Below are 24,493 nucleotides of genomic sequence, written 5' to 3'. Positions count from 1 at the left end.
TAGTAGGCACAGCAGCGAAGCGAGATCCGGCTAGCTAACTTCCAGCATCCGGAAGTTCAGTCGAGGATCTCGCGCAGCTGCAGCCCGGTCGGCACCGCACCGCCGTGGAAGAAGTCGCGGAAGATCTCCACCGCGCTGTCGGCGGTGAACACCTCTTCGGGGTAGACGTAGGTGTCCTCGTCGCCGTGCGGGAGATACACCGTCGGCAGGCCGAGTCGTCCGCCCGGTAGGCCGAGGGTGAACCGCCGGGTGACGTGGTCGACCGTCGTGCGCAGCTGCAGCGTCATCGCGTCGGCCGAACCGGCGCAGCCGAGCGCGAGATCGCCACGCGCCGAACTCACCGTTGTGGTGACCTCGGTGGCGGGCACGGGCTCGGGCAGCACGGTCAGATCGAGCGCGTAGCGCTGATGGCCGTCCATCCGGCGCAACGGGCGCAGAAAGCTGTCCACGTCCTCGTGCGGGCCGATGAAGACCTTCAAACGGTCGCTGTAGGTCACGCGATGGGTGGTGACGATGACGTCGCCGGTCGTCGGCTCGGTCTCGACGGGGAAAGCGGGCCTTGGGTTGACTGCGGCACGCACGGGCAGAACCCGGCATGCGCTGGCCTCAGGAGACGAGAACATGTGATGCTCACCTACTCACACTCGGTTACTCGCTAGCAATCTAACCATCGCGGACGACTTGTGATCCATAACAGTACAGTGACACAGATCACTAAGTGGCGCGAGTTTAGATCGGCCTATGGACGAACCCGGGTCGTAGCCAACTTCGGGTCTGTTTCATGGCGGTATACCGGGGTGAGAAGATCCGCATCAACTGGTTCGCCGGTGGCGCGGTCGTACCGCACGGCGATGAGAACCGAGAACAGATGTGTGCTCGCGCGCTCGTGCAGGGTTGCCAATCGGGTCGCCAGCAATCGGATCGCACCCAAGGATCCGGGCGGGTGCAGTCCGTCGATCACCATGATGCTGCCGCGCCGGTCCGGCCGGGGTAGACGAGCCAGGTAGGCGATGTCGTGCGGTTCGGTGCCGCCGGGACGGTAGACGCGGCGCGCGGCCCTGTCCTCGATCCCGCGCCGGGTATCGCCTGCCCTGGTGACGGTGCGGCGCAGGCGTGGATCGGCCACCACCAGCTGGCGCAGGCTCGGCGAGAGTTCGGGGCCGCCGAGGATCACCAGGCCGTCGCGATTGAGGTCGATCGGCCTGCCGGGCATGAAGGTCTCGACGTTGGCGGCGAAGCCGAGTTGACGCAGCAGTTCGGCCAGACGCTGGGCGGCCTGTGGATCGGGTGCGCCGAGCAGCCGGCCGGAGCGGACCTCGGGGGCGAGCACGGTGAGTGTGCCGTGGCCGAAGAACAGGCCTTCGGGGACGGGGCCCTGGGTGCTCACCTGGTGGATGCGCGCACGTGACAATCCGGCGGCGGCGCCGATCCGGGCGAACGTCCAGCCGTCGGCATGGAGTTCTCGGATCACGGCTCGCCGGATCCTCGTTAGTTCGTTGATGGTCTGCTGTGCAGCCGCCACCCCGTCGGTGGCTGCTTTGAGTCTCTCGACCTTGTCCTCGATCGCGAAAACTCGTGCCACGTCATCGGCCGACATGTGCGAAGTCTAGACAGCTCGACAGCGTTGTGTGTCTATAACGATTGACATCGAACTGTCTTGCGGGACAACGCCCTCGGACGCGAATTCCCGGCAAATCGACTACTCGCGAGGTCGCCGCCGCAGAGTCCGTTCGGCGCGATCTCGCAGCAAATGCCGACCGTTCGGTGTGGTTCCAGCTCAGGTCGCGTCGTAGTCGACCGGGGGGCGCTCGTTGTGTTCGAGGGACTTCTGCGGGGTGGGCGTCGACGACGGGGTGCCAGGCATGCCGCTGCTGGTGCCGAACAGTTGCTTCTTGTCGGGCACCGCGCTCTCCAGATCGCGCAGCACCTTGTCGTCACCGCCGAGCAGGTGCTTGGTGACCACGGCCCGCGGACTCATGCCGCGCAGCTCGTTGAGTTCGGCGAGCGGCTTGCGCAGATCGTCGAACTCCGGCCCGAGCTCCTGCTTGAGCTGGGAGGTGGCACCGCTGGCGTAGTCGCGCGCCTGACGCAGCGCGCCCGTGGTCCAGCGGACGGCGCCGGGCAGTCGCTCCGGGCCGAGGATCACGAGGGCGGCGACGAGCAGGATCATCATCTCGCTCCACCCGATGTTGCTGAACACGGATCCAGGCTACCCGGCGCGCGACCGCGCAGCTCAGTCGGATTCGAGGGTGACCGGCACGTCCACCTGCCTGCCATCGCGGATCAACTGCACGTTCACCCGGTCGCCGATCTTGTGCTGCTGCACAGCGACCACCAGCTCGTCGGGCCCGGTGACCTCACGGTCGCCGATCTTCACGACCACGTCACCCTCGACGATGCCTGCCTTGTCGGCGGGGCTGCCCGGCACCACATCGGCGACAGCGGCACCGCTCATCACCTCGTTGGCGACGGTCTTGGTGCGCGCGCTCAGGCCGATCACCGGGTGGTGCATCTGGCCGTCGCGGATCAGGGTCTGGGTCACCGTGGTCATCACGTCGACCGGGATGGCGAAGCCGAGGCCGACCGAACCTCCGGTCTCGCTGCGGATGGCGGTGTTGATGCCGACCACGCGGCCCTGCATGTCGACCAGCGCGCCACCGGAGTTACCGGGATTGATCGCGGCGTCGGTCTGGACGGCGTCGATCACCGCATTGGTGTCGCTGCCCTCGCCAGCGAGCTTCACAGGCCGGTGCAATGCGCTGACGATGCCGGAGGTGACGGTCTTGCTCAGGCCCAGCGGCGAACCGACGGCCAGGACGTCGTCGCCGACCTGCACGTCGGCGGACTTGCCGAGATCGGCGACGGTCAGGTTCTTCGCCTCGACCTTGAGCACCGCGAGGTCGGTCTTGGGATCGCGCCCGACGATCTGCGCCGGCACCCGGTTTCCGTCGGAGAACTGCACCTGGATGGCGGCGCGGTCGGACTTGTCGGTCGCGGCCATCGAGATCACGTGATTGTTGGTGACCACGTATCCGCCACCGTCGATGACCACGCCGGAACCGGTGGCGCCGTTGTCGCCGACGGTGACCCGGATCGAGACCACCGAGGGCAGAACGGCATTGGCGACGGCGGCGATCTGGCTGTGCGGCGTCTCGGTGCCCGCGCTCTGATCCAGGGTCACCTTGCGGGAGGTGAGGGTGGAGGCGGTCTCGGCGGTCATCCGCCCGACGAGCCCGCCGACGACGGCGATACCGAGTGCGAGCACGGCCAGCAGTGCGAGTGCCTTGGGCGCCACGCGCGAACCGAACAGCACCTCGCGGGCGCTCAGCTTGGTCGCGACCGGCAGCCGGGCGGGCGGGGGAGTGGCGACGGCGGGCGAGCCGAGCCGGGCGGCGGCGTCGGGATCACGCCACGGATCCACCGGACCGGCGATGACCGTCTTCGGTGCGTCGGCGCCGGGCTCGCGCTGCAGCAGCTCCGAGGAGCCCTCCGGCCGGGCGAACGCCTCGGCGAGCACACCGTCCGGCGGACGCTGGGTGAGCCCCTCGTCGGCACCGATCTGGTTCGCGCGCTGCGGGTCGTGCGGCGCGAACGACCCGGCCTGGCCCTTGGGGCGGCGGAACGCGCGCGCGGTGTGGCTGTCGATGTGCGGCCGATAGACCGGGCGCGGCCCGAGACTCGGTGCGTCGGTGGGGCGCAGCGTGCCCCGTTGGTCCCCCGAATCCGAGTGGTCGGCCGATTCGGAATTCGTCGATTCGCCTGTCACGTCGCAGACTCTACTTGCGCCGCCACGTTGTCCACCGGGTCGCGGTGAAGGAATCTGTGATGAATCCGAGAAATGCCTCGTTACGGCGTTGCGGCTCGGGTGCGTTGCCGGGCAGATCGGCCAGCGGAATGCGCGAGAGGCTGTCGTGCAGGCTGCGCGGGACGGCCACCTCGGCGGCGCGGCGCAGGGCGATGCGGGCCTGCTGCTGGGCATCGACCTCGGCGGCGCATTCGGGGCAGACCGAAAGGTGCTGGGCGGCACGCAGATAGGCGTTCATGCGCAGTTCGCCGTCGACGAAGGCCGCGACAGCCTCACTGGCCAGATGCTCGGTGGGCTGAAAGCGCGGTGGGCGACCTGCTGAGGCACTGGGATCCACGCTCATCCGAAGTTCTTCCTTCCGAACCGACATCACCTGAGACACCCGGTGACGTCGAACGCCCGTCACGCTGTGTGCGCTTCAGCGGAGTACCGCTGCTCACTTCCATTATGCGCAAGGTACTCGCGCAGTGCCTGACGCCCGCGGTGGATCCGGCTGCGCACGGTGCCCAGTTTCACACCGAGAGTGGCGCCGATCTCCTCGTAGGACAGGCCCTCGATGTCACAGAGCACGACCGCGGCGCGGAACTCCGGCGCCAGCGAATCGAGTGCTTTCTGCAGGTCGGGGTCAAGGCGCGAGTCGTGGTAGGCGTCCTCGGGGGTGGGGCCTTCGGCGGGCACCCGGTCGTAGTCCTCGGGCAGCGCTTCCATCCGGATGCGGTTGCGGCGGCGGACCATGTCGAGGAACAGGTTGGTGGTGATGCGGTGCAGCCAGCCCTCGAAGGTGCCGGGCTGGTAGTTCTGCAGCGAGCGGAACACCCGGATGAAGGTGTCCTGGGTGAGGTCTTCGGCGTCCTGGGCGTCGCCGGAGAGGCGGTAGGCCAGGCGATAGACCCGGTCGGCGTGTTCGCGGACGAGTTCGTCCCAGGAGGGCATGGCGGCGCGATCGCCCGTCGCGTCGAAGGCGGCGGTGCCGGTGAGTTCGGCGTCTTCGGCTGCCGCCGCGAGGAGATCGGCGGGCAGAGTCTGGTCGGTGGCGTCGTGACGCGCCGTGTCTACCATCGGGATGGGACACCTCCTACTCGGGACCGCTGGCACGAAACCTGGCTGGTCCGGGTCAGCGAACCTTGCTTATCGACAATCAACCAGCAACTGTGTGCGGTTGTTCCCGAGCCTCGTACCCGCCGCGATCGGCTGGCCTTGCGTAGGGCAACTATTTCCTGCCCTGATATGGGTCAGGTGTGGAGATCCTGAGTGTGACCTGAGAATCCTGGTCCGATTCGAGCCTAGCCTCGCCGGCACCGGAGAACCAGCAGCTCGGAGCCTGTTGTGACCGATCCGCAAACTTTCGGCAATTGTTCGGGATCTGTGCGACACAGTGCCGGATCGGTCCCTTTGCTGAATACACAGACCCCTTCTGTGACATAGCCTCATAACCGTGGCATCGAACGTGGAGCGGAACCTGGCCTATGTGGAGGAGTCCGTCGTCGAAGACGAAGTCCTGCTCGAAGCGCGCGAGCGGGCCACCGAACTGGGCGCCATGCCGGTGCCCGCGGCGGTCGGTGCGCTGCTGAGCATGTACGCGCAGATGCTGGGCGCGCGCTCGGTCGTCGAGGTGGGCACCGGGGCGGGCGTGAGCGGGTTGTGGCTGCTCGACGGGATGCGCGAGGACGGGACGCTCACGACGATCGACTCCGAACCCGAGCATCAGCGCGCGGCCAAGGAGGCGTTCCGTACCGCCGAGATCACCCCGTCGCGCACGCGCCTGATCAACGGGCGGGCCCTCGATGTGCTGCCCCGCCTCGCCGAGGGCACCTACGACCTGGTCTTCATCGACGCCGCGCCGATGGAACACCCGCATTACGTCGAACAGGGTGTGCGGTTGCTGCGCGAGGGTGGTGCGTTCATCCTCAACAACGCGCTGCTCGGTGGGCGGGTGCCTGATCAGGATCAGCGCGATCCGGCCACGCAGGCGGTGCGGGCGGCGACTCGCGCGATCGCGGAGAATCCCGAACTCACCAGCGTCTTGATTCCGATCGGTGACGGGTTGCTCTGCGCCTCGCGGGGCTGAGACATTGGCGGCTGGCGCCGCGGGTTCTCGGCGTGTTCCCTCGATCTTCCCTCCCTACGGGTACTCCTTCGTCGCACCCTCCAGTCAGTCCAGATCAAGGCGGCCGAGAACCTAACCGACCCAGATCCCCTTGCCGACGGTCACTACGCCACCGTTGCTGACGGCGAAACGTTCCCGATCGCGGTCCAGGTCAAGGCCGATGATCTCGCCCTCGCCGACCACCACGTTCTTGTCCAGGATCGCGTGGCGCACCACCGCGCCACGCCCGATCCGCACCCCGGGCATCAACACACTGCCCTCGACCGTGGCGCCGTCCTCGATCACCACATTCGAACTCAACACCGAATTGCGGACCGTGGCCGCCGACAGGATCGAACCGGCCCCGACGATCGACTCCTGGGCGAGCCCGCCCTGGGCGAATTTAGCGGGCGGCAGGTTCTCGGCGGCGCCACGGATCGGCCAGTGTTTGTTGTAGAGGTTGAACACGGGGTGTACCGAGACCAGGTCCATGTGCGCCTCGTAGAAGGCGTCGATGGTGCCGACGTCGCGCCAGTAGCCGCGGTCGCGTTCGGTGGCGCCGGGGACCTCGTTGTCGGCGAAGTCGTACACATTGGCCAGACCCTCGGCGACCAACTTCGGGATGATGTCGCCGCCCATGTCGTGGTCGGAATCGGAGTTCTCGGCGTCGGCGCGGATGGCGTCGACCAGCACGCGGGTGGTGAACACGTAGTTGCCCATCGACGCGAACGTCACGTTCGGGTCGTCGGGGGTGCCAGGCGGGTGCGCGGGCTTCTCCAGGAACTGGGTGATCTTGCCGGACTCGTCGGTGTCGATGCAGCCGAACGCGCTCGCCTCGGCCCTCGGCACCCGGATCCCGGCGACGGTCACGCCCGCGCCCGACGCGATATGGCTGGCCACCATCTGCTCCGGGTCCATCCGGTACACGTGGTCGGCGCCGAACACCACGATGTAATCGGGGTCTTCGTCGTAGATCAGGTTGAGCGACTGCATGATCGCGTCGGCGCTGCCGGTGTACCAGCGCGGCCCGAGCCGCTGCTGCGCGGGTACCGGGGTGATGTACTCACCGGTGAAACCGGACAGTCGCCAGGTCTGCGAGATATGGCGGTCGAGCGAATGCGACTTGTACTGGGTGAGCACACACAGACGCAGGTATCCCGCGTTCACGAGGTTGCTCAACACGAAGTCGATCAGCCGGTAGGCCCCACCGAACGGAACCGCGGGCTTGGCCCGGTCGGCCGTGAGTGGAAACAGTCGTTTGCCCTCGCCACCGGCGAGCACGATCCCGAGTACGTGCGGCTGGCTCCTCACCCTGCTCAAAGTACAGGGCCAGCGCGGTTACGGTGGCCCATGTCGACCCGAGGGTCTAATTTGGACCGGTGAGTGATGGTGGCGCTGGCGAGCGGACGCAGGCGGAATTGCTGCGAGTCGCCATGCTGACCCGGGAGTATCCGCCCGAGGTGTACGGCGGTGCGGGAGTTCATGTCACCGAACTCACCTCGCGATTGCGTGCGCTGAGTGAGGTGACCGTGCACTGCATGGGCGCGCCGCGCAACGGTGCCGTTGTGCACCGGCCGGACCCCGAGCTGTATGCCGCCAACGCCGCGTTGCAGATGATGTCGGCGCAGTTGCGGATGGCGGATGCGGCGGGCGGGGTGGACGTCGTGCACTCGCACACCTGGTACGCCGGGTTGGCCGGGCACCTGGCTTCCATGCTGTACGGGATTCCGCATGTGCTCACGGCGCATTCGCTGGAACCGCGCAGGCCGTGGAAGGCCGAGCAGCTCGGTGGTGGGTATCGGCTGTCGTCGTGGTCGGAACGTAATGCGATGGAACATGCCGACGCGGTGATCGCGGTGAGCGAGGGCATGCGCCACGATGTGCTCGACGCCTACCCCGCGATCGACCCTGATCGAGTTCACGTGGTGCACAACGGGATCGACGCTCAGGTGTGGCATCCCGGCCCGCCCGCCGGTGACGGGATGCCGGTGTTGGAGCGGCTCGGGGTGCGGGCAGATCTGCCGATCGTGTCGTTTGTCGGGCGGATCACGCGGCAGAAGGGCGTCGGGCATCTGCTCGCGGCGGCTGCCCTGTTCGATCCCGATATCCAGTTGGTGCTGTGTGCGGGGGCGGCCGATACCAAGGAACTCGAGGTGGAGGTGGCCGCCGCCGTCGACGGGTTGCAGCGGCAGCGGGGCAATGTTTTCTGGGTGAAGGAGATGCTGCCTGCCGAGCAGGTTCGCCAGATTCTTTCGGCCTCTTCGGTATTCGTGTGCCCGTCGGTGTACGAACCGCTCGGCATCGTGAACCTGGAGGCGATGGCGTGTGCGACGGCGGTCGTGGCTTCGGATGTGGGCGGGATTCCCGAGGTGGTCGACGATGGGGTCACTGGCCGGTTGGTGCACTACGACCCGGAAGCGACGGCGGAGTACGAGCGGGGGCTCGCGGCTGCCGTGAACGAGGTTGCGGGGGATCCGGCGTTGGCGGTGCGCTACGGCGAGGCCGGGCGGGCGCGGGCGATCGCCGAGTTCGACTGGGCGCGGATCGCCGAGCGGACGCTCGAGGTGTATCGCAGCGTGTTGCGCTAGGGCTGGATGCGTACCGGGGCGGTGGGTGAGGCTCGCACTGCGGGCGTCGGGTGGCCGTCGGTCGTGTGTCGCTGAGGTGTGTCGGCGCTCGAGTCTCGTGGGCTGATCGGCGCGAGTCAGGTCAGCGGTTCGACACGTAGGTCGACACGGTCACCGAGGCCGTGACTTCGGTGATGTCGGGGAGCGCGGCGATGCGTGGATCGTCGGCGGGGGTGCCGTGGAAGGCCGACGGGCCCATCGCGACGACGTTGGTGACGTCGGTGTGCGACAGCTTCATCGGGAACTCGACAGGCGTGTGGTCGGTGCGGGTGAAGGTGCCTGCCAGTGAATCGGCCAGGCGGCGGTCCTTGTCGGGGTCGACGCTGACCATGCCGAGGGGACCGATCAGCTCGCCGAGATGGCGCGCCGTTGGCGTGACGACGACGAAGCGTCCGCCGGGTGCGAGGACGCGGGCGACTTCGGCGGGGTTGCGTGGGGCGAAGACCGACAGGACTCCCGTGAGGGCATCGTCGCGCAGAGGTAGGCCACGCCAGGCGTCGGCAAGTACGGAGGCCACCCGGGGATGCGCGCGGGCGGCTCGGCGGGCGGCGGGCTTGGCCACGTCCAAGGCGATGCCGAACAGGCTGGGGTTCGCGTCGACCACGTCGGCCAGGTAGTAGCCCGTGCCTGCGCCGATTTCGAGCAGGGCGCCGACGGGCGGCATCGAGGCGACCATCTCGTCGGAGCCGGACTGTGCACCGGTGGACTCGGTCGCGTCGTCCTCGGCGGCTGTGCCGAACGGTCGCTCGCCGGCCCGCGTATCGAACGCACGCGTGATCGCCGCGGCGATCGGGGCGAAATGACCCGCGCCCTGGAAAGCGGCGCGAGCGTCGAGCATGTCGGCGGTGTCGCCGGTCATTTTCGTCGATGCGCCGGTCAGTAGCCCGACATAACCCTGGCGGGCGATGTCGAAGCTGTGGCCGGTGCCGCATCGCAGCGCACGATCGTGCGGTTGCAGTTCGTCGCCGCACTCCGGGCAGGCCAGAAGTGCGGCGACCTCGGTCAGCGCATTCAGCTGGTGACGCTCTTCAATTCGTCACCGAGCGCCGCAGCCTCGTCCGGTGTGAGTTCGACGACCAGACGCCCGCCACCCTCGAGTGGAACCCGCATGACGATTCCACGACCTTCCTTGGTTGCTTCGAGGGGACCGTCCCCGGTACGGGGCTTCATGGCCGCCATCCTCTGCTCCCTCCAGATCTGCGCGGTGGTTCTGCGCACTGTTTTCTCGTCTGCCGGTTGTCACCAACCAGCGGGCTCGCCGGGTGTTCGGCGGGCCACACCGGTCCTATTCTTCCCTATCGCCGCCGCGGGCGGACACCTGAGTAGGAAATCTGACTCTGGAGTCGGTTCCGTTCGGTACCGCTGCCACCCAGCAAACATCCAGGTGGTCGTCCACCATGCCGGTTGCCTGCATGAGGGCATACGCCGTCGTCGGGCCCACGAAAGCGAACCCACGGCGCTTCAATTCCTTTGCCAGAGCAATGGATTCGGCTGTGGTGGCGGGCACATTCGCGATCGAGGTGGGCCGTGGGCGTGGCGCGGGTGCGAACGACCACACCAGCTCGTCCAGGCTCACCGGCAGGTCGCGAGCAACCCGGGCGTTGTTGATCACCGCGTCGATCTTGGCGCGGTTGCGCACGATGCCCGCGTCGGCCATGAGGCGCGCGCGGTCGCGATCGTCGAACTCGGCGACTTTCGCGATCTCGAAACCGGCGAACGCGGTGCGGAAGGCGGGCCGCTTGCGCAGGACGGTGATCCACGCCAGGCCCGACTGGAAGGCCTCGAGGCAGAGCCGTTCGAACATGGCGTCGTCGCCGTGCAGGGGCTGACCCCACTCGGTGTCGTGGTACTCGCGGTAGAGCTGGGAGCCGGTCGACCAGTCGCAGCGAACCAGTCCGTCGTCGGCGAGCTCGCTCACCCGCGCTCCTGCCCCGCCGCCACCTGCGCCTGCCAGTGCCGAGCCTGCGCTAATTCGAACTCGAGCTCGTCGATCCGGTCCGCCAGCCTGCCCAGCGCCCAGTCGACCTCACCGGCCTTGTACCCGCGCACCACCTGCTGGAACCGCAACGCCCGCACATCGGCCCCCGTGACGCCGTCAGCGGGCAGTACGGTGGCCGTGGTCCCCTCGGGTAACGCCCCGAGCTCCTCGGACCGCCCGAACACGGCACTGGCGATGAGGAACAGCATCGCCGCGACCAACCCGACGATGAGTACGTACAGAAGCAGCGTCAGCATGAAAACAGACTAGGCAACGCCACCGACAGGCTTGTCCGCCTCCCCGGGACTTCAGACCGGACCTGGGTGCGCAGAGAGTCTGCGTTGGCGGCCAGACCGGTGATTGTGCCTGGTTGGCCCGTTCCCGGTGAGTTACCCATGTTCGTGCGTGATCAGGGGGACCGGTGCCTTTACAGGTGCCGGGTGGTGTCGATGCCGAGGGACATGCCCGCCAGGCCGCGCTTGCGGACGGCGAGTTTGTCGGCGACCTCGAGCAAGGCGACCGCGGCCGGGTTGGTCGGATCCGCGAGGACGATCGGGTTGCCGTCGTCGCCGCCTTCGCGCAGGGCCTGCTCGATCGGGATCTGGCCGAGCAGTGGCACATTGGAGCCGACGGCGCGGGTGAGGCGGTCGGCGACGACCTGGCCGCCGCCGGAGCCGTAGAGGTCCATGCGGGAGCCGTCGGGCAGGTCGAGCCAGGACATGTTCTCGATGACGCCGGCGATGCGCTGGCGGGTCTGCAGGGCGATCGCGCCCGCGCGCTCGGCCACCTCGGCGGCGGCGATCTGCGGGGTGGTGACGACCAGGATCTCCGCGCTCGGGATGAGCTGGGCGAGGGAGATCGCCACGTCGCCGGTGCCGGGCGGCAGGTCGAGCAGCAGCACGTCCAGATCGCCCCAGAACACGTCGGCGAGGAACTGCTGCAGCGCGCGGTGCAGCATCGGCCCACGCCACACCACGGGGGTGTTGCCCTGGGTGAACTGCGCGATCGAGATCATCTTCACGTCGTGCGCGACCGGCGGCATGATCATCCGCTCGACCTGGGTGGGCTTGGCGTCGGAGCCGAGCATGCGGGGGATGGAGTGGCCGTAGATATCGGCATCGAGCACACCGACCGACAGCCCACGCTGCGCGAGCGCCACGGCCAGGTTGGCGGTGACGCTGGACTTGCCGACACCACCCTTACCGGAGGCAACCGCGTAGACACGGGTGAGCGAACCGGGCTGGGCGAACGGAATGACCGGCTCGGCCGAATCCCCACGCAGCGACTTGCGCAGCTCGGTGCGCTGCTCATCGCTCATCACATCGAGATCGACCGTCACCGCCCCCGCACCGTTGACATCGGCGACGGCCTTGGTGACCCGCTGAATGATCTCGGTCCGCAACGGGCACCCGGAGGTGGTCAGGTAGATCTCGATGTGCACATCACCGCTGTCGGCGATGGCAATGGACTTGACCATGCCCAACTCGGTGATCGGTTTGCGGATCTCCGGATCGTCGACCTTCGCGAGCGCCGCCCGCACATCCGCTTCCGTAATCACTGACATACCCAGATGCTATGCGCCTGCCGATCACCGGGCGATGCAGGGGTCTGACCCCCGATTCGCCCGAACTTGTCCGTGTCATACCTGGGCGGTCCGGGTCGAGCCACGCCGAAAATGCGCTCCAGGATCAGCGGGCGATCCTGGAGCGCACAGTCGGCGGAGCCGGCAGGTCCCTAGTGGATCTGGGGGAGGTCCTGGGGCTTGGGGGCGAGGCCGCTGGAGTAGGAACCCGACCAGGCCATCACGTTGGCGACGTAGGCCATCGAGTTGTTGTAGCGCAGGATGGCTTTGGACTGCTGCGAGAGGTCGCGCATGTTCAGGCCGCCGTCGCACAGGTACCTGCCCGCGGTGAGGGCCGCGTCGAACAGGTTCTGGGGGTCGGCGACGCCGTCGGCGTTGCCGTCGGCGGCGTAGCGGTGCCAGGTCTCGGGCAGGAACTGCATCGGGCCGATGGCCCGGTCGTAGCTGCCGAGCCCGTCGAGGTCGCCGCCGTCGCTGTCGTGGATGACGTTGTTGCCCGCGAGGCTGCCGTCGAGGACGGGTCCGTAGACCGCCTTGATCGGGTTGCCCTGCGCGTCGGCCTTGCCGTAGGCGTGGGTGGATTCCACGCGCCCGATGCCTGCCAGCAGCGACCAGGACATTCCGCAGTGCGGATTCTCCACGGCCAGTTGCTGTTCGGCGGTCTGATAGGCGGCCACGGCGATGCCGGGGATACCGAGCGGGCCCGCAGGCAGATCGGCGGAGGCGCGATCATCCGGCAACGCAACGGTTTTCACGACCGGTGCGGCCGAGGCCGACTGGCGGGCTTCGGCGTGGATCATCTCGGCCTGCGGTGCCGCGACCAGATTGGCCGTGGGCTCCGGGTCGACGCCGGGCAGCACGTCGTGCTCGACTGCCGCGTTGGTTGCCGGGGTCGCCTCGGTGGTGGCCGCGGTGACGGCGACCAATCCAGCGGGGACCAAACCGGTCAGTGCGATGAGCGAGCTACGGCGGACTGTCGTAGCAGGCTGTTTCCGATGACGACCCACTGTGTGGTGCCCTCCTCAACCGTGTTGGATGAGAAGAGATTACCGCACCCGAGACCCTTTTGTTACCCCCCTGTGATCTGAGTTTCGGTTTGATTTCTACGGAGCCGGTGCGGGGGCGGGCGGCAGCGGGATGACGATGCCGAACGGCAGCGTGATGGCGGGCGGAGCGACGGGCGCCGCCGGTGCGGGCTCGGCAGGTGCGGGTTCCTCGGTGGCCGCTACCCCCGGCTCCGGCGTCTTCTCCGGCGTCACGGGGGCGGGCTCGGCCGGTGCCACGGCAGCAGGCGTGCAGGCCGCGGGCTCGACGACCGGCTGCTCGGGCGCGGCCGGATCCTTCGGCGCCGCGGCACCGTAGGTCTGCGCGGCGGGCTTGTCGACGGGCTGTCCGGGTTCGAGCGGGTTCGGCATCTCGGCGGGCAGCGGCTCGCTCACGCAGGTCTCGGGTGGCGCGACCGGCGCGGGGCAGAGGATGCCACACGGGATCGGCGGCAGACCGGGCAGGTGGATCATCACCTGGGTCGGCGTGGTGACCTTCGGCGTGGTCGGCGCGGGCGTGGTGGTGGTCGGCGTGTTCGTCGAGGCGGCCAGCACGTTCGGCGCGGGGGCCGTGGGTGCGCTGCCCGGCGGGATGATGTTCGGTGAGATGGCCACCTGACTCGGGGCACCACCGGTGCGATAAGCCGCCGACCAGCTCAGCACATTGGCCGCGTAGGACATGGAGTTGTTGTAGCGCAGCACCGCCCGCAGTTCCTGGGCCGTCTCGCGCAGGTTCATGCCACCCGAGCAGAGGTATTTGCCCGCGGCCAGTGCGGCGTCGAAGACATTGTGTGGGTCCGACGCGCCGTCGCCGTTGCCGTCGGCGGCGTAGTGCACCCAGGTGCTCGGCAGGAACTGCATGGGGCCCATCGCTCGCACGAATCCGCCGTCGGCTGCCTTGATGACCTCGTTGCCGGGCAGGGTGCCGTCCAGCGCGGGCCCGAAGATCGGCGTCGTGGTGGTGCCGGCGGGGTCGGTGCGGCCGCTGCTGGCGTGCCCGGATTCGATTCGGCCGATGCCTGCGAGGAGGTTCCAGGTGAGGCCGCAACCCGGCTGCGCCGATTCCAGGGCCAGTTCGGCGTTGCGGTAGGCCGCGAGCACGATCTCCGGGATGCCGAGCGCGCCGCTGCCCGTGGGTAGCGAAATGGTCTGTAGCGGAACAGTTCCCGCGAACGGTGTGGCCGCGTTGGCGTTGAGCGCACGCAACCGGCGCGGCGCCTCCTGCGCGACCGGCAGCAGGCCGACGATCTCGGACGGATCGGCCTCGGGCGTGTCGTCGGTGGTGCTCGCGTTGGCGGCCAGCAGGGCCTCCGGCGCGGTCGGCGCGGTGCTCGGGTTGCTGGTGTGCACCGCCGAACCGGAGGCGACAAGGCCTGCGACGACAAGGGCCGACATCGTTATCGGAGCTGAAATTCGCACGGCCACACCCTTTTCGTCGAAAAGCAGCGGCGCCGCAGAGTCCCCTTCCGGCCCGCCCGGAACAACGTGATCCAGGTTACCTACCGGTCAGGTACTTATTGAGCATTTCCGGTCATGCGTCTGGAGCACCAGGCGAAATCGGGGCGGAAGAGGGCGTTTGACCGGAGGTTTTCTTGCGGACAGATTTTCGCTTTTTGTCCGTCTTCGGCGCGCCGTCGGGCGTGGTGACCGCGTCGATGCGGTCGAGCATGTCCTTGATCTCCTCCAGTTCGCGGCGCAGATAGTCGCGGGTGGCGACCTCGCCGACCGCGAGGCGCAGCGAGGCGAGTTCGCGGGCGAGGAACTCGGTATCGGCCTTGGTCTGCGCGGCTCGGGTGCGGTCCTCTTCGAGGGAGACCTTGTCCCTGTTGTCCTGGCGGTTCTGCGCCAGCAGGATCAGCGGCGCCGCGTAGGCGGCCTGGGTGGAGAAGGCCAGGTTGAGCAGGATGAACGGGTACGGGTCCCAGCGCAGCCACACCACGAACACGTTGATGATGATCCACACGATCACTATCACCGTCTGGATCGCGAGGTAACGCCCGGTGCCGAGGAATCGGGCGACCCGCTCGCTGCTGCGCGCGAAAGCGTCGGAGTCCCAATCGAGTTTGAACCGCGAGCCGACCGGGGTTTCCAAACGTTGTCTGGCCGGATTCTTCTCGCTCATACCGCACCCCCGTTCGGCAGGAGCGGCTCGACCCGGGTGAGCCCCGGAGGTTCTTCCTCGCGCCAGTCCTCGGGCAGCAGATGATCGAGGACATCGTCGACGGTCACCGCGCCGAGCAGGTGGTTCTCCGCGTCGACCACCGGCCCGCACACCAGGTTGTAGGTCGCGAAATAACGGGTCACCGCCGAGAGCGGCACGTCGGGCGACAGCGGCGTCAAGTCACTGTCGACGATCCCGCCCACCAGGTGCGCGGGCGGTTCCCGCAGCAGTTGCTGGATGTGCACGCACCCCAGGTAGCGGCCGGTGGGCGTGGCCGTGGGCGGTCGAACGACGAAGACCATCGACGCGAGCGCGGGGGTGAGGTCGGGGTCGCGGACCCGGGCCAGTGCTTCGGCGACGGTGGTCGCGGGGCCGAGCACGACCGGTTTCGGCGTCATCAGACCGCCCGCGGTGTCGGGGGAGTGCGCGAGCAGCCTGCGGACCGGTTCGGATTCCTCGGGGTCCATCAGCGCGAGCAGCGATTCGGCTTCGCTCTCGGACAGTTCACCGAGGAGGTCGGCGGCGTCGTCGGGGTCCATCGCCTCGAGGATATCGGCGGCGCGGCGCACCTCGAGGTGGCCGAGCAGGTCGACCTGGTCGTCGTCGGGGAGTTCCTGGACGACGTCGGCGAGGCGTTCGTCGTCGAGGGCGAACGCCACTTCGAGGCGCCGCTTCTCGGGCAGTTCCCGCAGCCGGTGCGCGACGTCGGCCGCGCGCAGACCCTCGAACTGAGTGAGCAATGTCGTCACATCCTGGCCTGGCCGATCCACCTCGGCGGGGGTCAGCCCCTCGACCTGTGACCAGTCGACGACGTGCACGGTCCGCCTGCGCCCGAGCCGTCGATGCCCACGCACCGCGACCCGGCCGACGATCCAATCCCTGGTTCGCGTCTGCTCGATCCCGAGGTCGGCGACGTACACGTCGACCCCTCGGAGATCGGGCAGATCCGGATCGTCCACGCGTACCTGCGAATCGACGATCTGCGCCATGGCGAGGAGTTCGCCCGGTCGCTGGGCGAATCGGCGCAGGCTCACGGTGCCGGTGTTGAGCGTGACCATGCCCGGCTCGATCGCGGTGACCCGCAGCATCGGCACGAAAATCCGTCGCCGGGTCAGCAATTCGATGACGAGCCCGTGCACCCGCGCGGGCTGACGCCCGTGCCGGACAGCCACGACCACATCGCGGACGCGGCCGATAGACTCCCCGTCCGGACCCAGCACCGTCAGACCGGCGAGCCGGGCGACGTACACCCTGGTGGTTGCCATGACCATCAGGCTATCGGTCGGGTACGACCGTACGAGTCAGGAGGCGCTCCTCATGAAGCCACGGCGTTCGGTGCTCGCGGTGCCGGGAAGCAATCCGAAGATGATCGCGAAGGCGAAAACGCTGCCGGTCGACGAGGTGTTCCTCGACCTGGAGGACGCGGTCGCGCCCGGCGCCAAGGCCGCGGCGCGCGCGAACATCGTGGCGGCGCTGAACGAACCCGGCTGGGGTGAGCAGCTGCGGGTGGTGCGGGTCAACGACTGGTCGACCGAGTGGACCTTCGCCGATGTGATCAGCGTGGTCGAGGGTGCCGGCCGGTGGATCGAGGCGATCCTGCTGCCCAAGGTCACCGACGCCGGTCAGGTGCAGGCGCTCGACCTGTTGCTGACCCAGTTGGAGAAGGCCAGCGGCCTGGAAGTCGGCCGGATCGGCATCGAACCGCAGATCGAGAACGCCTTGGGCCTGCGCAATATCGACGCGATCGCCACCGCGAGCCCGCGCGTGCAGGCGCTGGTGTTCGGGCCCGCCGATTTCATGGCCAGTATCAATATGCGCACGCTGGTGGTCGGCGAGCAGCCGGAGGGCTACGACGTCGGCGATGCCTACCACCACATCCTGATGACGATCCTGCTCGCCGCCCGCGCCCACGGCCTGCAGGCGATCGACGGCCCCTACCTGCAGATTCGCGATGTCGACGGGTTTCGCCGTGCCGCCGGACGCACGGCCGCACTGGGTTTCGACGGCAAGTGGGTGCTGCACCCCGGCCAGATCGACGCGTGCAACGAGATCTTCAGCCCACGGCAGGCCGACTACGACCGCGCCGAGTTGATCTTGGAGACCTACGCCTTCCACACCTCGGAGGCGGGCGGCGCGCGTGGTGCGGTGATGCTGGGAGATGAGATGATCGACGAGGCCAGCGCCAAAATGGCTCAGGTCATCGCCGACAAGGGTCGGGCTGCGGGAATGGCGAGGACACCCGCTTGATCGCCGAGAGCGGTCCGGCAACGGGGTCGAGGCGTTTCACTCCGGCACAGCCGGTCGACAAATAGCAGAATAGGACCATGACGAATCCCCTGGGCAACACCAATCGCGGGCGGCAAGCCTTGCCGACGCCGCCCTCGGGCTGGCCGGTCGGCTCGTATCCGACCTACGCCGAGGCGCAGCGCGCGGTCGATTACCTGGCCGACGGGCAGTTCCCGGTGCAGGACGTGACGATCGTCGGTGTCGATCTGATGCAGGTGGAGCGGGTGCTGTACCGGCTCACCTGGGGCAAGGTCATCGGCGGCGGCGTGGTGTCGGGTGCCTGGCTGGGTCTGTTCCTCGGTCTGCTGCTGAGCCTGTTCACCACCACCGGTGGTGCCATCGGACCGCTCGTCGTCGGTCTGCTCGGCGGCATCGTGTTCGGCGTGATCACCACCTCGATCCCGTACGCGGCCACCAAGGGCCAGCGCGATTTCGCCTCGACCATGCAGTTGGTCGCCGGGCGCTACGACGTGCTGTGTGACCCGAAGTCCGCCGAACAGGCCCGCGACATGCTGGCCCGATTGGCCCTGTAGCGCAATGGATGTGGAGAACACGGTCCGCGCCGCGGTGCTGGATCACTTCGAAGTCGAACGCGCGCAGGTCGATTCGGCCTCGCTGACCTTCCTCGGACTCGAACCCGTTGAGATCCTGCGCATCCCCGGCGACGGCGCGGTGCACTACGCGACGCTGGGTGGTTCGCGCCATCCGATGGGTGACCCGTCGGATCTGCTGGCCGACCCGGTGCGCGGGCCGCGCGCGGAACTGGTCCTGACGTTGTTGATGAGCGCCGACCCGCAGGTCGGGGTGGCGAAATCGCTCGGCATCCTCGTGGCCTCGCCGGCGGTGGAAGGCGTTGTGCTGCAAGCTGACGCGCTGCTCGATCTCGGAGAACCGCTGTGGCGCAACGCGAAGTTCACCGCCGTCGTGCTCGGCGAGAGCGACATCCCCGAAATTCCGCTACCCGACCCGGCCGATCCGGTGCGCTATCTCAGCGTCACCCCGGTGACCGCGACCGAAGCCGCCTGGGTGCGGGTGCGTGGCGCTCGAGCGCTGCGTGACGCCTGGGCCGAGGCCGGGATCGACGTGCGCGATCCCGAGCGCGGCGCGGTGACCCTCTAGAGCCACCCGTTGCGGCGGAAACTGCGCAACAGCCATCCGCAGATCACGACCATGAGCACCAGGGTCGAGGGATATCCCCACCACTGGTGCAGGAGCCACATGTGGTCGAAGTTCATGCCGTAGACGCCCGCGATCAGGGTCGGCACCGCGGCCATCGCGGCGTAGGCCGAGATCTTGCGCATGTCGGTGTTCTGCTGAACGCTGATCTTGGCGAGCGCGGCATTGACCAGGCCGCTGAGCGCCTCGTCGAAATAGGTGATGTGGTCGGAGACTTCGGTCTGGTGGTCGGCGACGTCACGCAGGTAGCGGCGGATCTCCGTCGGCACCGGCAGATCGGTGTTGTTCACCAGCCGTTCCAGCGGAACCGCCAGCGGCGCCACCGCCCTTCGCAATTCCACCACCTCGCGTTTGAGCTGGTAGATCGACTCGATACCGATCCTCGAGGCGGGGGTGAACACCGCCTCTTCCATCTCGTCGATATCGCCGCCGACGGACTCGGTGACGTCGACGTAGGTGTCGACCACGTGGTCGGCGACCGCGTGCAGTACCGCGGTGGGTCCGTATTTCAGCTGGTCGGGGTGCTTTTCCAGTTCGTGGCGCACGGTGGAGAGGTGGGTGTGTTCGCCGTGGCGCACCGTGATGGCGAAGCGGGGTCCGGTGAAGACCATGATGTCGCCGGTCTCGACGATCTCGCTGATCGAATCGATCTCGTGGTCGATGTAGCAGACCGTGCGCATCACCAGGAACAGCGTGTCGCCGTAGCGTTCCAGCTTGGGACGTTGACGGCCCTGCACGGCGTCTTCCACGGCCAGCGGATGCAGGTCGAACACCGAGGCGATGTCGTTCATCTGCCGCTCGTCCGGGTCGTGCAGGCCGATCCAGACGAATCCCGCATCGGTTTTCCGCGCCGCTGTGAGCGCCTCTTTCGGCGTGAAATGTCCCGGCTGTCGCTTGCCGTCGTCGTAGACCCCGCAGTCGACGATCGCGCGCGCGGTCGGCACGGGGACCTGCGGTCGCGGCGTTTTCGCGGCGCGATCGGACCCGTGGAACGACGGCATCGGCGGTAGGGAAGGCATCGAACGAATCCTACGGGCACCGACCGGGTGGCCCCTCGGAACGCGCGGGACCCGGGAGCGCACTGTATGACTGAGAGTGTGCGCATCGACCTGCATACCCATTCCACCGCCTCCGACGGCACCGACACCCCCGCCGAACTGGTGCGTCATGCCGCGGCGGCCGGTCTCGACGTCGTCGCGATCACCGATCACGACACCACCGGCGGCTGGGCCGAGGCCGAGGCGGCCCGTCCGCCGGGGCTCACGCTGGTGCGTGGCATGGAGATGTCGTGCACGGGCATGGGGGAGGACGGCTTCCCCGTGCCGGTGCATCTGCTGGCGTATCTGTTCGACCCCACCGATCGCGGATTCGCCGACGAGCGCGAGCGGTTGCGCGGCGAGCGGGTGGCCAGGGTGCGGGCGATGGCCGAGAAGATGGCCGCCGACGGGCTGCCGATCGATCCCGTCACGGTGATGGCGAGCGCGGGCCCGGCGGTGGGCAGGCCGCATCTGGCGCAGGCGCTGATGGCGGCCGGGGTGGTCACGAGCGTGAACGAGGCGTTCGTCGATCTGCTCGCTCCGCACGGGCCCTACTACGCAGAGAAGGCCGACACCCCGCTGACCAGGGCCGTGGCGTTGATCGCGGCCGCCGGTGGGGTGAGCGTGATCGCCCACGCCCGCGCCCGCAAGCGGGGCAGACTGCTGGCGCTCGACGAGATCCGGGAGTTGGCCGGGCTCGGTCTCGGCGGACTCGAGATCGACCACCCCGATCACAGCGAGGCCGATCGCCTTGTGCTGAGCGATCTTTCGTGTGAGCTGGGTCTGGTTCGCACCGGCTCGTCGGACTATCACGGCAGCAACAAGACCATCGAGATCGGCGCGTGCGGCACCGACCCCGACCAGTACGCGGCGCTCGTCGACAAGGCGAGCGGGACACCGGTGATCGCCCCGTGACGCTGGTACGCACCGTCAGCGGCGTCGTCGCGGGCGGGGTGGTGGTGCTGTTGTGCGTGGTCGTGGGCGCCGCAGTGATCGGTGCGCGGCGCGACTTCCCCGGACCGGGTGTCGAGTCGCTGAGTTGGCATGTCGTGGCCGCGGCGGTGGTTGTCGTCGCCCAGGTTTTCGCCGACCGCCACCGCGGGATGTCCACATTGTTCGGATCGGCGACGGTCTTGGTCACGGCCGGTGTATTGCTTTGGACACAATGGTGGGGTTGACGGTCGTGTAATGGTTGCGGTCGGGTGAACTGTGCCCGAATATTTCTCTTTGTGACCAGCATCGAAACCGACGTTCTGATCCTCGGCGGTGGACCCGCCGGGCTCTGGGCCGCCGTCTCCGCCGCCGCGGCGGGCGTACGGGTGGTGCTGGTCGACAAGAGCCGCTGCGGTTCCAGCGGTCCCACCGTGTACGGCACGACCGTGCTCTGGGACATTCCCCCCGGTCCGGGCCGGGCGGCGGCGGTCGAGCAGGCGTTCGTCGCCGGCGGCGGGCTCGGCGATCGGTCCTGGCTGCACCGCGTCGTCGACGAGACCCACCGGCGTTTGCAGACCTGGTCGGGCACCCGCCACCGCGTCCCCGACCCGTCCGGCGACCAGGCCCATGTCCACTTCGACGGCGCGAGCTACCTGCGCCGACTGCGGCGCGGCGCGCTCGAGGCGGGCGTGCGCATCCTCGATCACCATCCGGCGCTGCAACTGCTCGTCGACCCGGCGGGCACCGTGGTCGGTGCCGCGGGAGTCCAGCGCCACAACAAGTTTCGGCCGTGGACCGTGCGAGCGGGCGCGGTCGTGGTCGCCACCGGCGGCTGCGCGTTCCTGTCCGGCGGCGCGGGGACCGAGGTGAGTACCGGCGAGGGCCTGCTGATGGCCGCCGAAGCCGGGGCCGAACTGTGCGGGATGGAATTCTCCAGTGCCTACGGGTTGGCGCCGGTGCTGTCGCGAGTACATCCGCATCCGGCCGTCGCGCCCGGCCTGGCGGTGCATTTCGCGGCCCTCTACGACGAAGCGGGCGTCGAACTGCCCGACCGGTATCCGGCGGCACTCACCGCCATCGCCGACGGCCGACGGGTCTTCGCCGCCCTGCACGAAGTGCCCGACACCGTCCGGCACTGGCTGAGCAGGCACGGCGCGATCGATGCGACCGGCCGGGTGCCCGTGCGGGCGGTGCTGGAGGGCACCATCCGCGGTGCGGGCGGACTCGCCATCGCCGACACCGATTGCGCGACCACCATCCGCGGCCTGTTCGGTGCGGGCGATGTGACGGGCAGGCAGATCGTCACCGGAGCGGCGGGCGCGGGCGGCGGCCTCAACGGCGCGTGGGCGCTGGCCTCCGGCACCTGGGCGGGCCACGGTGCGGCCGCGTTCGCGATCGCCAACGAACGCGCGAGCAGCGCGCGCCCCGTGCCCGGCGCGGGTCTCGGCCCGCACGCGCACATCGACCCGCGCTCGGTGGTCGGGCTGGTGCAGGAACACACGCTGCCGTTGCGGCGCAGCTACCGGCGCAGCGCGGGCAGCCTCGGCGACAGCATCGCCGAACTGGACGCCATGTGGCCCGGCGCCCGCCTGGAACTCGGCGGCCTCGGTGTCCAACAGCTCCGAGCCCGCCAGGCCGCGGCCCTGCTCGCCGTCGCCCGGTGGGCGGGCTACAGCGCGCTGGTGCGCACCGAGAGCCGCGGCATCCACCGGCGCATCGACCACCCCGACGCCCACGCCGACTGGCTCGTGCGGCTGCGCTGTGGCGGGCTCGACGAAGTGTGGGTGCGTCGGGAGGAATGGCCGGACGCACTCGGCGGCGAGCTCACCGAGGCCACCCCCGCCGCGGTGTGAAAGTTCACCGGATGTTCCCGCTGTGCTGCGAGTTTTCGCTTACGCCACGGCAATTCGACCCGGTTACGCTCGATCCATGACGCGGTTTGGCAATAGACACACCGTGCTGGCAGAATGTTCCGAATTCCCTTCCCTTGCCACCGCCGGGTTCGGGGACATGGTGACCTTCCGCCGTGCGACGCACCGTCGCCGCGATGGTCGACCCGTTTTGCTCGCCTGGACCCACCTGTCCGGCTCCGCTCGGCGGATCAGTGCCGCGCCACGCGTACCGGTTTCCACCGCGAAACGCGCGCAGTCGCGCACCCGATGAGCGTTGCAGCGCCTCAGAAATGTGTAGTTCCGATATACCCGGCGGTAACCGTCCCCCGGTTGAGCCCGACTCGAGCAGGAGTGAAATCGTGTCACCTGTGACTGACGCACCGAATGCCACCGCGGCGCCCAAGGCCGATGACGCAGCGAGCCTCGCTGCCATCACCAACGACGAGATCTTCGCGGGCCACCTCGGCGGCAAGCTGTCGGTCGAGCTGGCCGCGCCGCTCGAGACCCAGCGCGACCTGTCCATCGCCTACACCCCCGGCGTCGCCCAGGTCAGCCGGGCCATCGCCGAGGATCCCGCGCTCACCAAGCGCTACACCTGGACCGACCGCCTCGTGGTCGTGGTCAGCGACGGCACCGCCGTGCTCGGCCTCGGCGACATCGGCCCGCGCGCCTCGCTGCCCGTGATGGAGGGCAAGGCCGCGCTGTTCAAGAAGTTCGCGGGCCTGAACTCGATCCCGCTGGTGCTCGACACCACCGACCCCGACGAGATCGTCCAGACGCTGATCCACCTGCGCCCGAGCTTCGGCGCGGTGAACCTGGAAGACATCTCCGCCCCCCGCTGCTTCGAAATCGAACGCCGCGTCATCGAGGCCCTCGACTGCCCCGTCATGCACGACGACCAGCACGGCACCGCCATCGTGGTGCTGGCCGCCCTCAAGGGCGCGGCCGCGGTGCAGGGCCGTGACATGTCGGGCCTGAAGGTCGTCGTCTCCGGTGCCGGTGCCGCCGGTGTGGCCTGCTCGAACATCCTGCTCGCCGCCGGTATCCCCGACGTGGTCGTGCTCGACTCCAAGGGCATCATCAGCGCCGGTCGCGCCGGCCTCAACGAGGTGAAGGCCGAGCTGGCCGCCCGCTCCAACCCGCGTGGTCTCACCGGTGGCGCGGCCGAAGCGCTCGCCGGTGCCGACGTGTTCCTCGGCCTGTCCGCGGGCAAGATCCCCGAAGAGCTCATCGCCTCGATGGCCCCCGAGGCGATCGTGTTCGCCATGTCCAACCCGGACCCGGAGATCCACCCCGATGTGGCCGCCAAGTACGTGGCGATCGTGGCGACGGGTCGCAGCGACTTCCCGAACCAGATCAACAATGTGCTCGCGTTCCCCGGTGTGTTCAAGGGTGCCCTCGATGCGGGCGCCCGCCGCATCACCGAGGGGATGAAGGTCGCCGCCGCGAACGCCATCTTCGGTGTCGTCGCCGACGAGCTGGCCGTCGACAAGATCATCCCGAGCCCGCTCGACCCGCGCGTGGCCCCGGCCGTCGCCGACGCCGTCGCGGAAGCGGCGCGCGCCGAGGGCGTCGCCTAGTTTCTCCGTCGACAGCGCCCTCGTTCCCACCGGAGCGGGGGCGCTGTTGTGTTGTCTGGGATCATCGGATGATGACCACGATCACCGTGCAGCTACCCGACGAGGTCTACGAACAGCTGGCAGCCGGGGCCGAGGCCGACGGTGTGTCGGTGAATGTGGCGATGGTGCTCGCCGCCCAGGAGTGGATTCAGGCTCAGGCGCATCGAGCGAGCGAGCGGGCCAGAGTCAAGGAGATCTTGGCCGACGACCCGCACCTGCGCGCACTTCTCGGCGACGACTGACGCCGCAGGACCGGCCTGATCACGCA

27 protein-coding genes are annotated in these 24,493 nt (G+C 68.5%); 10 read left to right on the top strand and 17 right to left on the bottom strand.

The window, feature by feature from the left end:
- Positions 1-56 precede the first annotated feature (56 nt).
- The 6 genes from ACFWUP_RS06305 to sigE form a co-directional block, all read right to left on the bottom strand.
- Positions 57-623: a hypothetical protein gene (locus ACFWUP_RS06305; protein ID WP_379231348.1), complete on the bottom strand. Its 567-nt coding sequence runs from the start codon at positions 621-623 to the stop codon at positions 57-59.
- Between the two features lie 116 nt (positions 624-739).
- Positions 740-1,597: a hypothetical protein gene (locus ACFWUP_RS06300; protein ID WP_379231346.1), complete on the bottom strand. Its 858-nt coding sequence runs from the start codon at positions 1,595-1,597 to the stop codon at positions 740-742.
- A gap of 180 nt (positions 1,598-1,777) precedes the next feature.
- Positions 1,778-2,200, bottom strand: coding sequence for a Sec-independent protein translocase protein TatB (tatB, locus tag ACFWUP_RS06295; RefSeq protein ID WP_379231344.1), 423 nt, complete (start codon positions 2,198-2,200; stop codon positions 1,778-1,780).
- Between the two features lie 33 nt (positions 2,201-2,233).
- Complete coding sequence (locus tag ACFWUP_RS06290; RefSeq protein WP_379231342.1) at positions 2,234-3,766, bottom strand: trypsin-like peptidase domain-containing protein; 1,533 nt, start codon at positions 3,764-3,766, stop codon at positions 2,234-2,236.
- A gap of 10 nt (positions 3,767-3,776) precedes the next feature.
- Positions 3,777-4,148, bottom strand: a complete 372-nt coding sequence (locus tag ACFWUP_RS06285; protein ID WP_379231340.1) for a hypothetical protein — start codon at positions 4,146-4,148, stop codon at positions 3,777-3,779.
- A gap of 59 nt (positions 4,149-4,207) precedes the next feature.
- Positions 4,208-4,864 (bottom strand): RNA polymerase sigma factor SigE, encoded by a 657-nt coding sequence (gene sigE / locus ACFWUP_RS06280; RefSeq protein WP_379231338.1) that lies wholly within the window; start codon positions 4,862-4,864, stop codon positions 4,208-4,210.
- Positions 4,865-5,240: 376 nt separating this feature from the next.
- Here sigE and ACFWUP_RS06275 point away from each other — a divergent pair, with 376 nt between their 5' ends.
- Positions 5,241-5,873, top strand: a complete 633-nt coding sequence (locus ACFWUP_RS06275; protein WP_379231336.1) for an O-methyltransferase — start codon at positions 5,241-5,243, stop codon at positions 5,871-5,873.
- A gap of 111 nt (positions 5,874-5,984) precedes the next feature.
- Here ACFWUP_RS06275 and glgC read toward each other — a convergent pair whose 3' ends face one another.
- On the bottom strand, positions 5,985-7,202 hold the full coding sequence (gene glgC / locus ACFWUP_RS06270; protein WP_379231334.1) for a glucose-1-phosphate adenylyltransferase: 1,218 nt from the start codon (positions 7,200-7,202) through the stop codon (positions 5,985-5,987).
- 110 nt (positions 7,203-7,312) lie between these two features.
- On the opposite strand from glgC, the gene glgA reads away from it, so the two are divergent.
- Positions 7,313-8,479: a glycogen synthase gene (gene glgA, locus ACFWUP_RS06265; protein ID WP_379231746.1), complete on the top strand. Its 1,167-nt coding sequence runs from the start codon at positions 7,313-7,315 to the stop codon at positions 8,477-8,479.
- A gap of 121 nt (positions 8,480-8,600) precedes the next feature.
- Here the strand turns inward: glgA and ACFWUP_RS06260 are convergent, their stop codons facing one another.
- The 9 genes from ACFWUP_RS06260 to ACFWUP_RS06220 form a co-directional block, all read right to left on the bottom strand.
- Complete coding sequence (locus ACFWUP_RS06260) at positions 8,601-9,533, bottom strand: putative RNA methyltransferase (protein WP_379231744.1); 933 nt, start codon at positions 9,531-9,533, stop codon at positions 8,601-8,603.
- Positions 9,530-9,697, bottom strand: a complete 168-nt coding sequence (locus ACFWUP_RS06255; protein ID WP_011211259.1) for a DUF3117 domain-containing protein — start codon at positions 9,695-9,697, stop codon at positions 9,530-9,532. The genes ACFWUP_RS06260 and ACFWUP_RS06255 overlap by 4 nt, the downstream gene beginning before the upstream one ends.
- 106 nt (positions 9,698-9,803) lie before the next feature.
- Positions 9,804-10,436: a DNA-3-methyladenine glycosylase I gene (locus ACFWUP_RS06250; RefSeq protein WP_379231332.1), complete on the bottom strand. Its 633-nt coding sequence runs from the start codon at positions 10,434-10,436 to the stop codon at positions 9,804-9,806.
- The gene (locus tag ACFWUP_RS06245; RefSeq protein ID WP_379231330.1) at positions 10,433-10,753 is read right to left on the bottom strand and encodes a DivIVA domain-containing protein; all 321 of its coding nucleotides are present in this window, start codon (positions 10,751-10,753) and stop codon (positions 10,433-10,435) included. The genes ACFWUP_RS06250 and ACFWUP_RS06245 overlap by 4 nt, the downstream gene beginning before the upstream one ends.
- 170 nt (positions 10,754-10,923) lie before the next feature.
- Positions 10,924-12,060, bottom strand: coding sequence for an Mrp/NBP35 family ATP-binding protein (locus ACFWUP_RS06240; RefSeq protein ID WP_379231328.1), 1,137 nt, complete (start codon positions 12,058-12,060; stop codon positions 10,924-10,926).
- A 170-nt stretch (positions 12,061-12,230) separates the two neighbouring features.
- The gene (locus tag ACFWUP_RS06235) at positions 12,231-13,085 is read right to left on the bottom strand and encodes a lytic transglycosylase domain-containing protein (protein ID WP_379231326.1); all 855 of its coding nucleotides are present in this window, start codon (positions 13,083-13,085) and stop codon (positions 12,231-12,233) included.
- Between the two features lie 96 nt (positions 13,086-13,181).
- On the bottom strand, positions 13,182-14,540 hold the full coding sequence (locus ACFWUP_RS06230) for a lytic transglycosylase domain-containing protein (protein ID WP_379231324.1): 1,359 nt from the start codon (positions 14,538-14,540) through the stop codon (positions 13,182-13,184).
- 112 nt (positions 14,541-14,652) lie between these two features.
- The gene (locus tag ACFWUP_RS06225; RefSeq protein ID WP_379231323.1) at positions 14,653-15,243 is read right to left on the bottom strand and encodes a DUF1003 domain-containing protein; all 591 of its coding nucleotides are present in this window, start codon (positions 15,241-15,243) and stop codon (positions 14,653-14,655) included.
- Positions 15,240-16,547, bottom strand: coding sequence for a magnesium transporter MgtE N-terminal domain-containing protein (locus ACFWUP_RS06220; protein ID WP_379231321.1), 1,308 nt, complete (start codon positions 16,545-16,547; stop codon positions 15,240-15,242). The genes ACFWUP_RS06225 and ACFWUP_RS06220 overlap by 4 nt, the downstream gene beginning before the upstream one ends.
- Before the next feature lie 52 nt (positions 16,548-16,599).
- Here ACFWUP_RS06220 and ACFWUP_RS06215 point away from each other — a divergent pair, with 52 nt between their 5' ends.
- The 3 genes from ACFWUP_RS06215 to ACFWUP_RS06205 all read left to right on the top strand — a co-directional run bounded on the left by ACFWUP_RS06215 (position 16,600) and on the right by ACFWUP_RS06205 (position 18,687).
- A complete protein-coding gene (locus tag ACFWUP_RS06215; protein ID WP_379231319.1) occupies positions 16,600-17,529 on the top strand; it encodes an HpcH/HpaI aldolase/citrate lyase family protein in 930 nt (309 codons plus the stop codon).
- 77 nt (positions 17,530-17,606) lie between these two features.
- Positions 17,607-18,101 carry a general stress protein gene (locus ACFWUP_RS06210; RefSeq protein WP_379231318.1) on the top strand — a complete coding sequence of 165 codons (495 nt, stop codon included), beginning with the start codon at positions 17,607-17,609 and terminating at the stop codon, positions 18,099-18,101.
- Positions 18,102-18,105: 4 nt separating this feature from the next.
- Positions 18,106-18,687, top strand: a complete 582-nt coding sequence (locus tag ACFWUP_RS06205) for a suppressor of fused domain protein (RefSeq protein WP_379231316.1) — start codon at positions 18,106-18,108, stop codon at positions 18,685-18,687.
- On the opposite strand, the gene ACFWUP_RS06200 is transcribed toward ACFWUP_RS06205, so the two are convergent.
- A complete protein-coding gene (locus ACFWUP_RS06200) occupies positions 18,684-19,763 on the bottom strand; it encodes a magnesium and cobalt transport protein CorA (RefSeq protein ID WP_379231314.1) in 1,080 nt (359 codons plus the stop codon). The genes ACFWUP_RS06205 and ACFWUP_RS06200 overlap by 4 nt on opposite strands.
- A 78-nt stretch (positions 19,764-19,841) precedes the next feature.
- On the opposite strand from ACFWUP_RS06200, the gene ACFWUP_RS06195 reads away from it, so the two are divergent.
- From ACFWUP_RS06195 to ACFWUP_RS06175, 5 genes are all read left to right on the top strand, one after another.
- Positions 19,842-20,696 (top strand): PHP domain-containing protein, encoded by an 855-nt coding sequence (locus ACFWUP_RS06195; RefSeq protein WP_379231742.1) that lies wholly within the window; start codon positions 19,842-19,844, stop codon positions 20,694-20,696.
- Positions 20,693-20,959, top strand: a complete 267-nt coding sequence (locus ACFWUP_RS06190; RefSeq protein WP_379231312.1) for a hypothetical protein — start codon at positions 20,693-20,695, stop codon at positions 20,957-20,959. Before ACFWUP_RS06195 ends, ACFWUP_RS06190 begins: the two co-directional genes overlap by 4 nt.
- 51 nt (positions 20,960-21,010) lie before the next feature.
- A complete protein-coding gene (locus ACFWUP_RS06185) occupies positions 21,011-22,567 on the top strand; it encodes an FAD-binding protein (protein WP_379231310.1) in 1,557 nt (518 codons plus the stop codon).
- Positions 22,568-22,965: 398 nt separating this feature from the next.
- The gene (locus ACFWUP_RS06180; protein WP_379231308.1) at positions 22,966-24,186 is read left to right on the top strand and encodes an NADP-dependent malic enzyme; all 1,221 of its coding nucleotides are present in this window, start codon (positions 22,966-22,968) and stop codon (positions 24,184-24,186) included.
- A gap of 71 nt (positions 24,187-24,257) precedes the next feature.
- Positions 24,258-24,467, top strand: a complete 210-nt coding sequence (locus tag ACFWUP_RS06175; protein WP_379231306.1) for a hypothetical protein — start codon at positions 24,258-24,260, stop codon at positions 24,465-24,467.
- The last annotated feature ends 26 nt before the right edge of the window (positions 24,468-24,493 follow it).

This window comes from Nocardia sp. NPDC058658 (assembly GCF_042716665.1).
Lineage (GTDB): Bacteria > Actinomycetota > Actinomycetes > Mycobacteriales > Mycobacteriaceae > Nocardia.
Note: the sequence above shows the minus strand (reverse complement) of the source record. Positions and strands in the feature narration are given on the sequence as shown.

What these genes read in the sequence shown, in the direction of transcription:
- ACFWUP_RS06305 (WP_379231348.1), bottom strand. Translation starts at nt 623, where the DNA reads ATGTTCTCGTCTCCTGAGGCCAGCGCATGCCGGGTTCTGCCCGTGCGT.
- ACFWUP_RS06300 (WP_379231346.1), bottom strand. Translation starts at nt 1,597, where the DNA reads ATGTCGGCCGATGACGTGGCACGAGTTTTCGCGATCGAGGACAAGGTC.
- ACFWUP_RS06285 (WP_379231340.1), bottom strand. Translation starts at nt 4,148, where the DNA reads ATGAGCGTGGATCCCAGTGCCTCAGCAGGTCGCCCACCGCGCTTTCAG.
- sigE (WP_379231338.1), bottom strand. Translation starts at nt 4,864, where the DNA reads ATGGTAGACACGGCGCGTCACGACGCCACCGACCAGACTCTGCCCGCC.
- ACFWUP_RS06255 (WP_011211259.1), bottom strand. Translation starts at nt 9,697, where the DNA reads ATGGCGGCCATGAAGCCCCGTACCGGGGACGGTCCCCTCGAAGCAACC.
- ACFWUP_RS06245 (WP_379231330.1), bottom strand. Translation starts at nt 10,753, where the DNA reads ATGCTGACGCTGCTTCTGTACGTACTCATCGTCGGGTTGGTCGCGGCG.
- ACFWUP_RS06240 (WP_379231328.1), bottom strand. Translation starts at nt 12,060, where the DNA reads ATGTCAGTGATTACGGAAGCGGATGTGCGGGCGGCGCTCGCGAAGGTC.
- ACFWUP_RS06225 (WP_379231323.1), bottom strand. Translation starts at nt 15,243, where the DNA reads ATGAGCGAGAAGAATCCGGCCAGACAACGTTTGGAAACCCCGGTCGGC.
- ACFWUP_RS06220 (WP_379231321.1), bottom strand. Translation starts at nt 16,547, where the DNA reads ATGGCAACCACCAGGGTGTACGTCGCCCGGCTCGCCGGTCTGACGGTG.
- ACFWUP_RS06215 (WP_379231319.1), top strand. Translation starts at nt 16,600, where the DNA reads ATGAAGCCACGGCGTTCGGTGCTCGCGGTGCCGGGAAGCAATCCGAAG.
- ACFWUP_RS06210 (WP_379231318.1), top strand. Translation starts at nt 17,607, where the DNA reads ATGACGAATCCCCTGGGCAACACCAATCGCGGGCGGCAAGCCTTGCCG.
- ACFWUP_RS06205 (WP_379231316.1), top strand. Translation starts at nt 18,106, where the DNA reads ATGGATGTGGAGAACACGGTCCGCGCCGCGGTGCTGGATCACTTCGAA.
- ACFWUP_RS06200 (WP_379231314.1), bottom strand. Translation starts at nt 19,763, where the DNA reads ATGCCTTCCCTACCGCCGATGCCGTCGTTCCACGGGTCCGATCGCGCC.
- ACFWUP_RS06175 (WP_379231306.1), top strand. Translation starts at nt 24,258, where the DNA reads ATGACCACGATCACCGTGCAGCTACCCGACGAGGTCTACGAACAGCTG.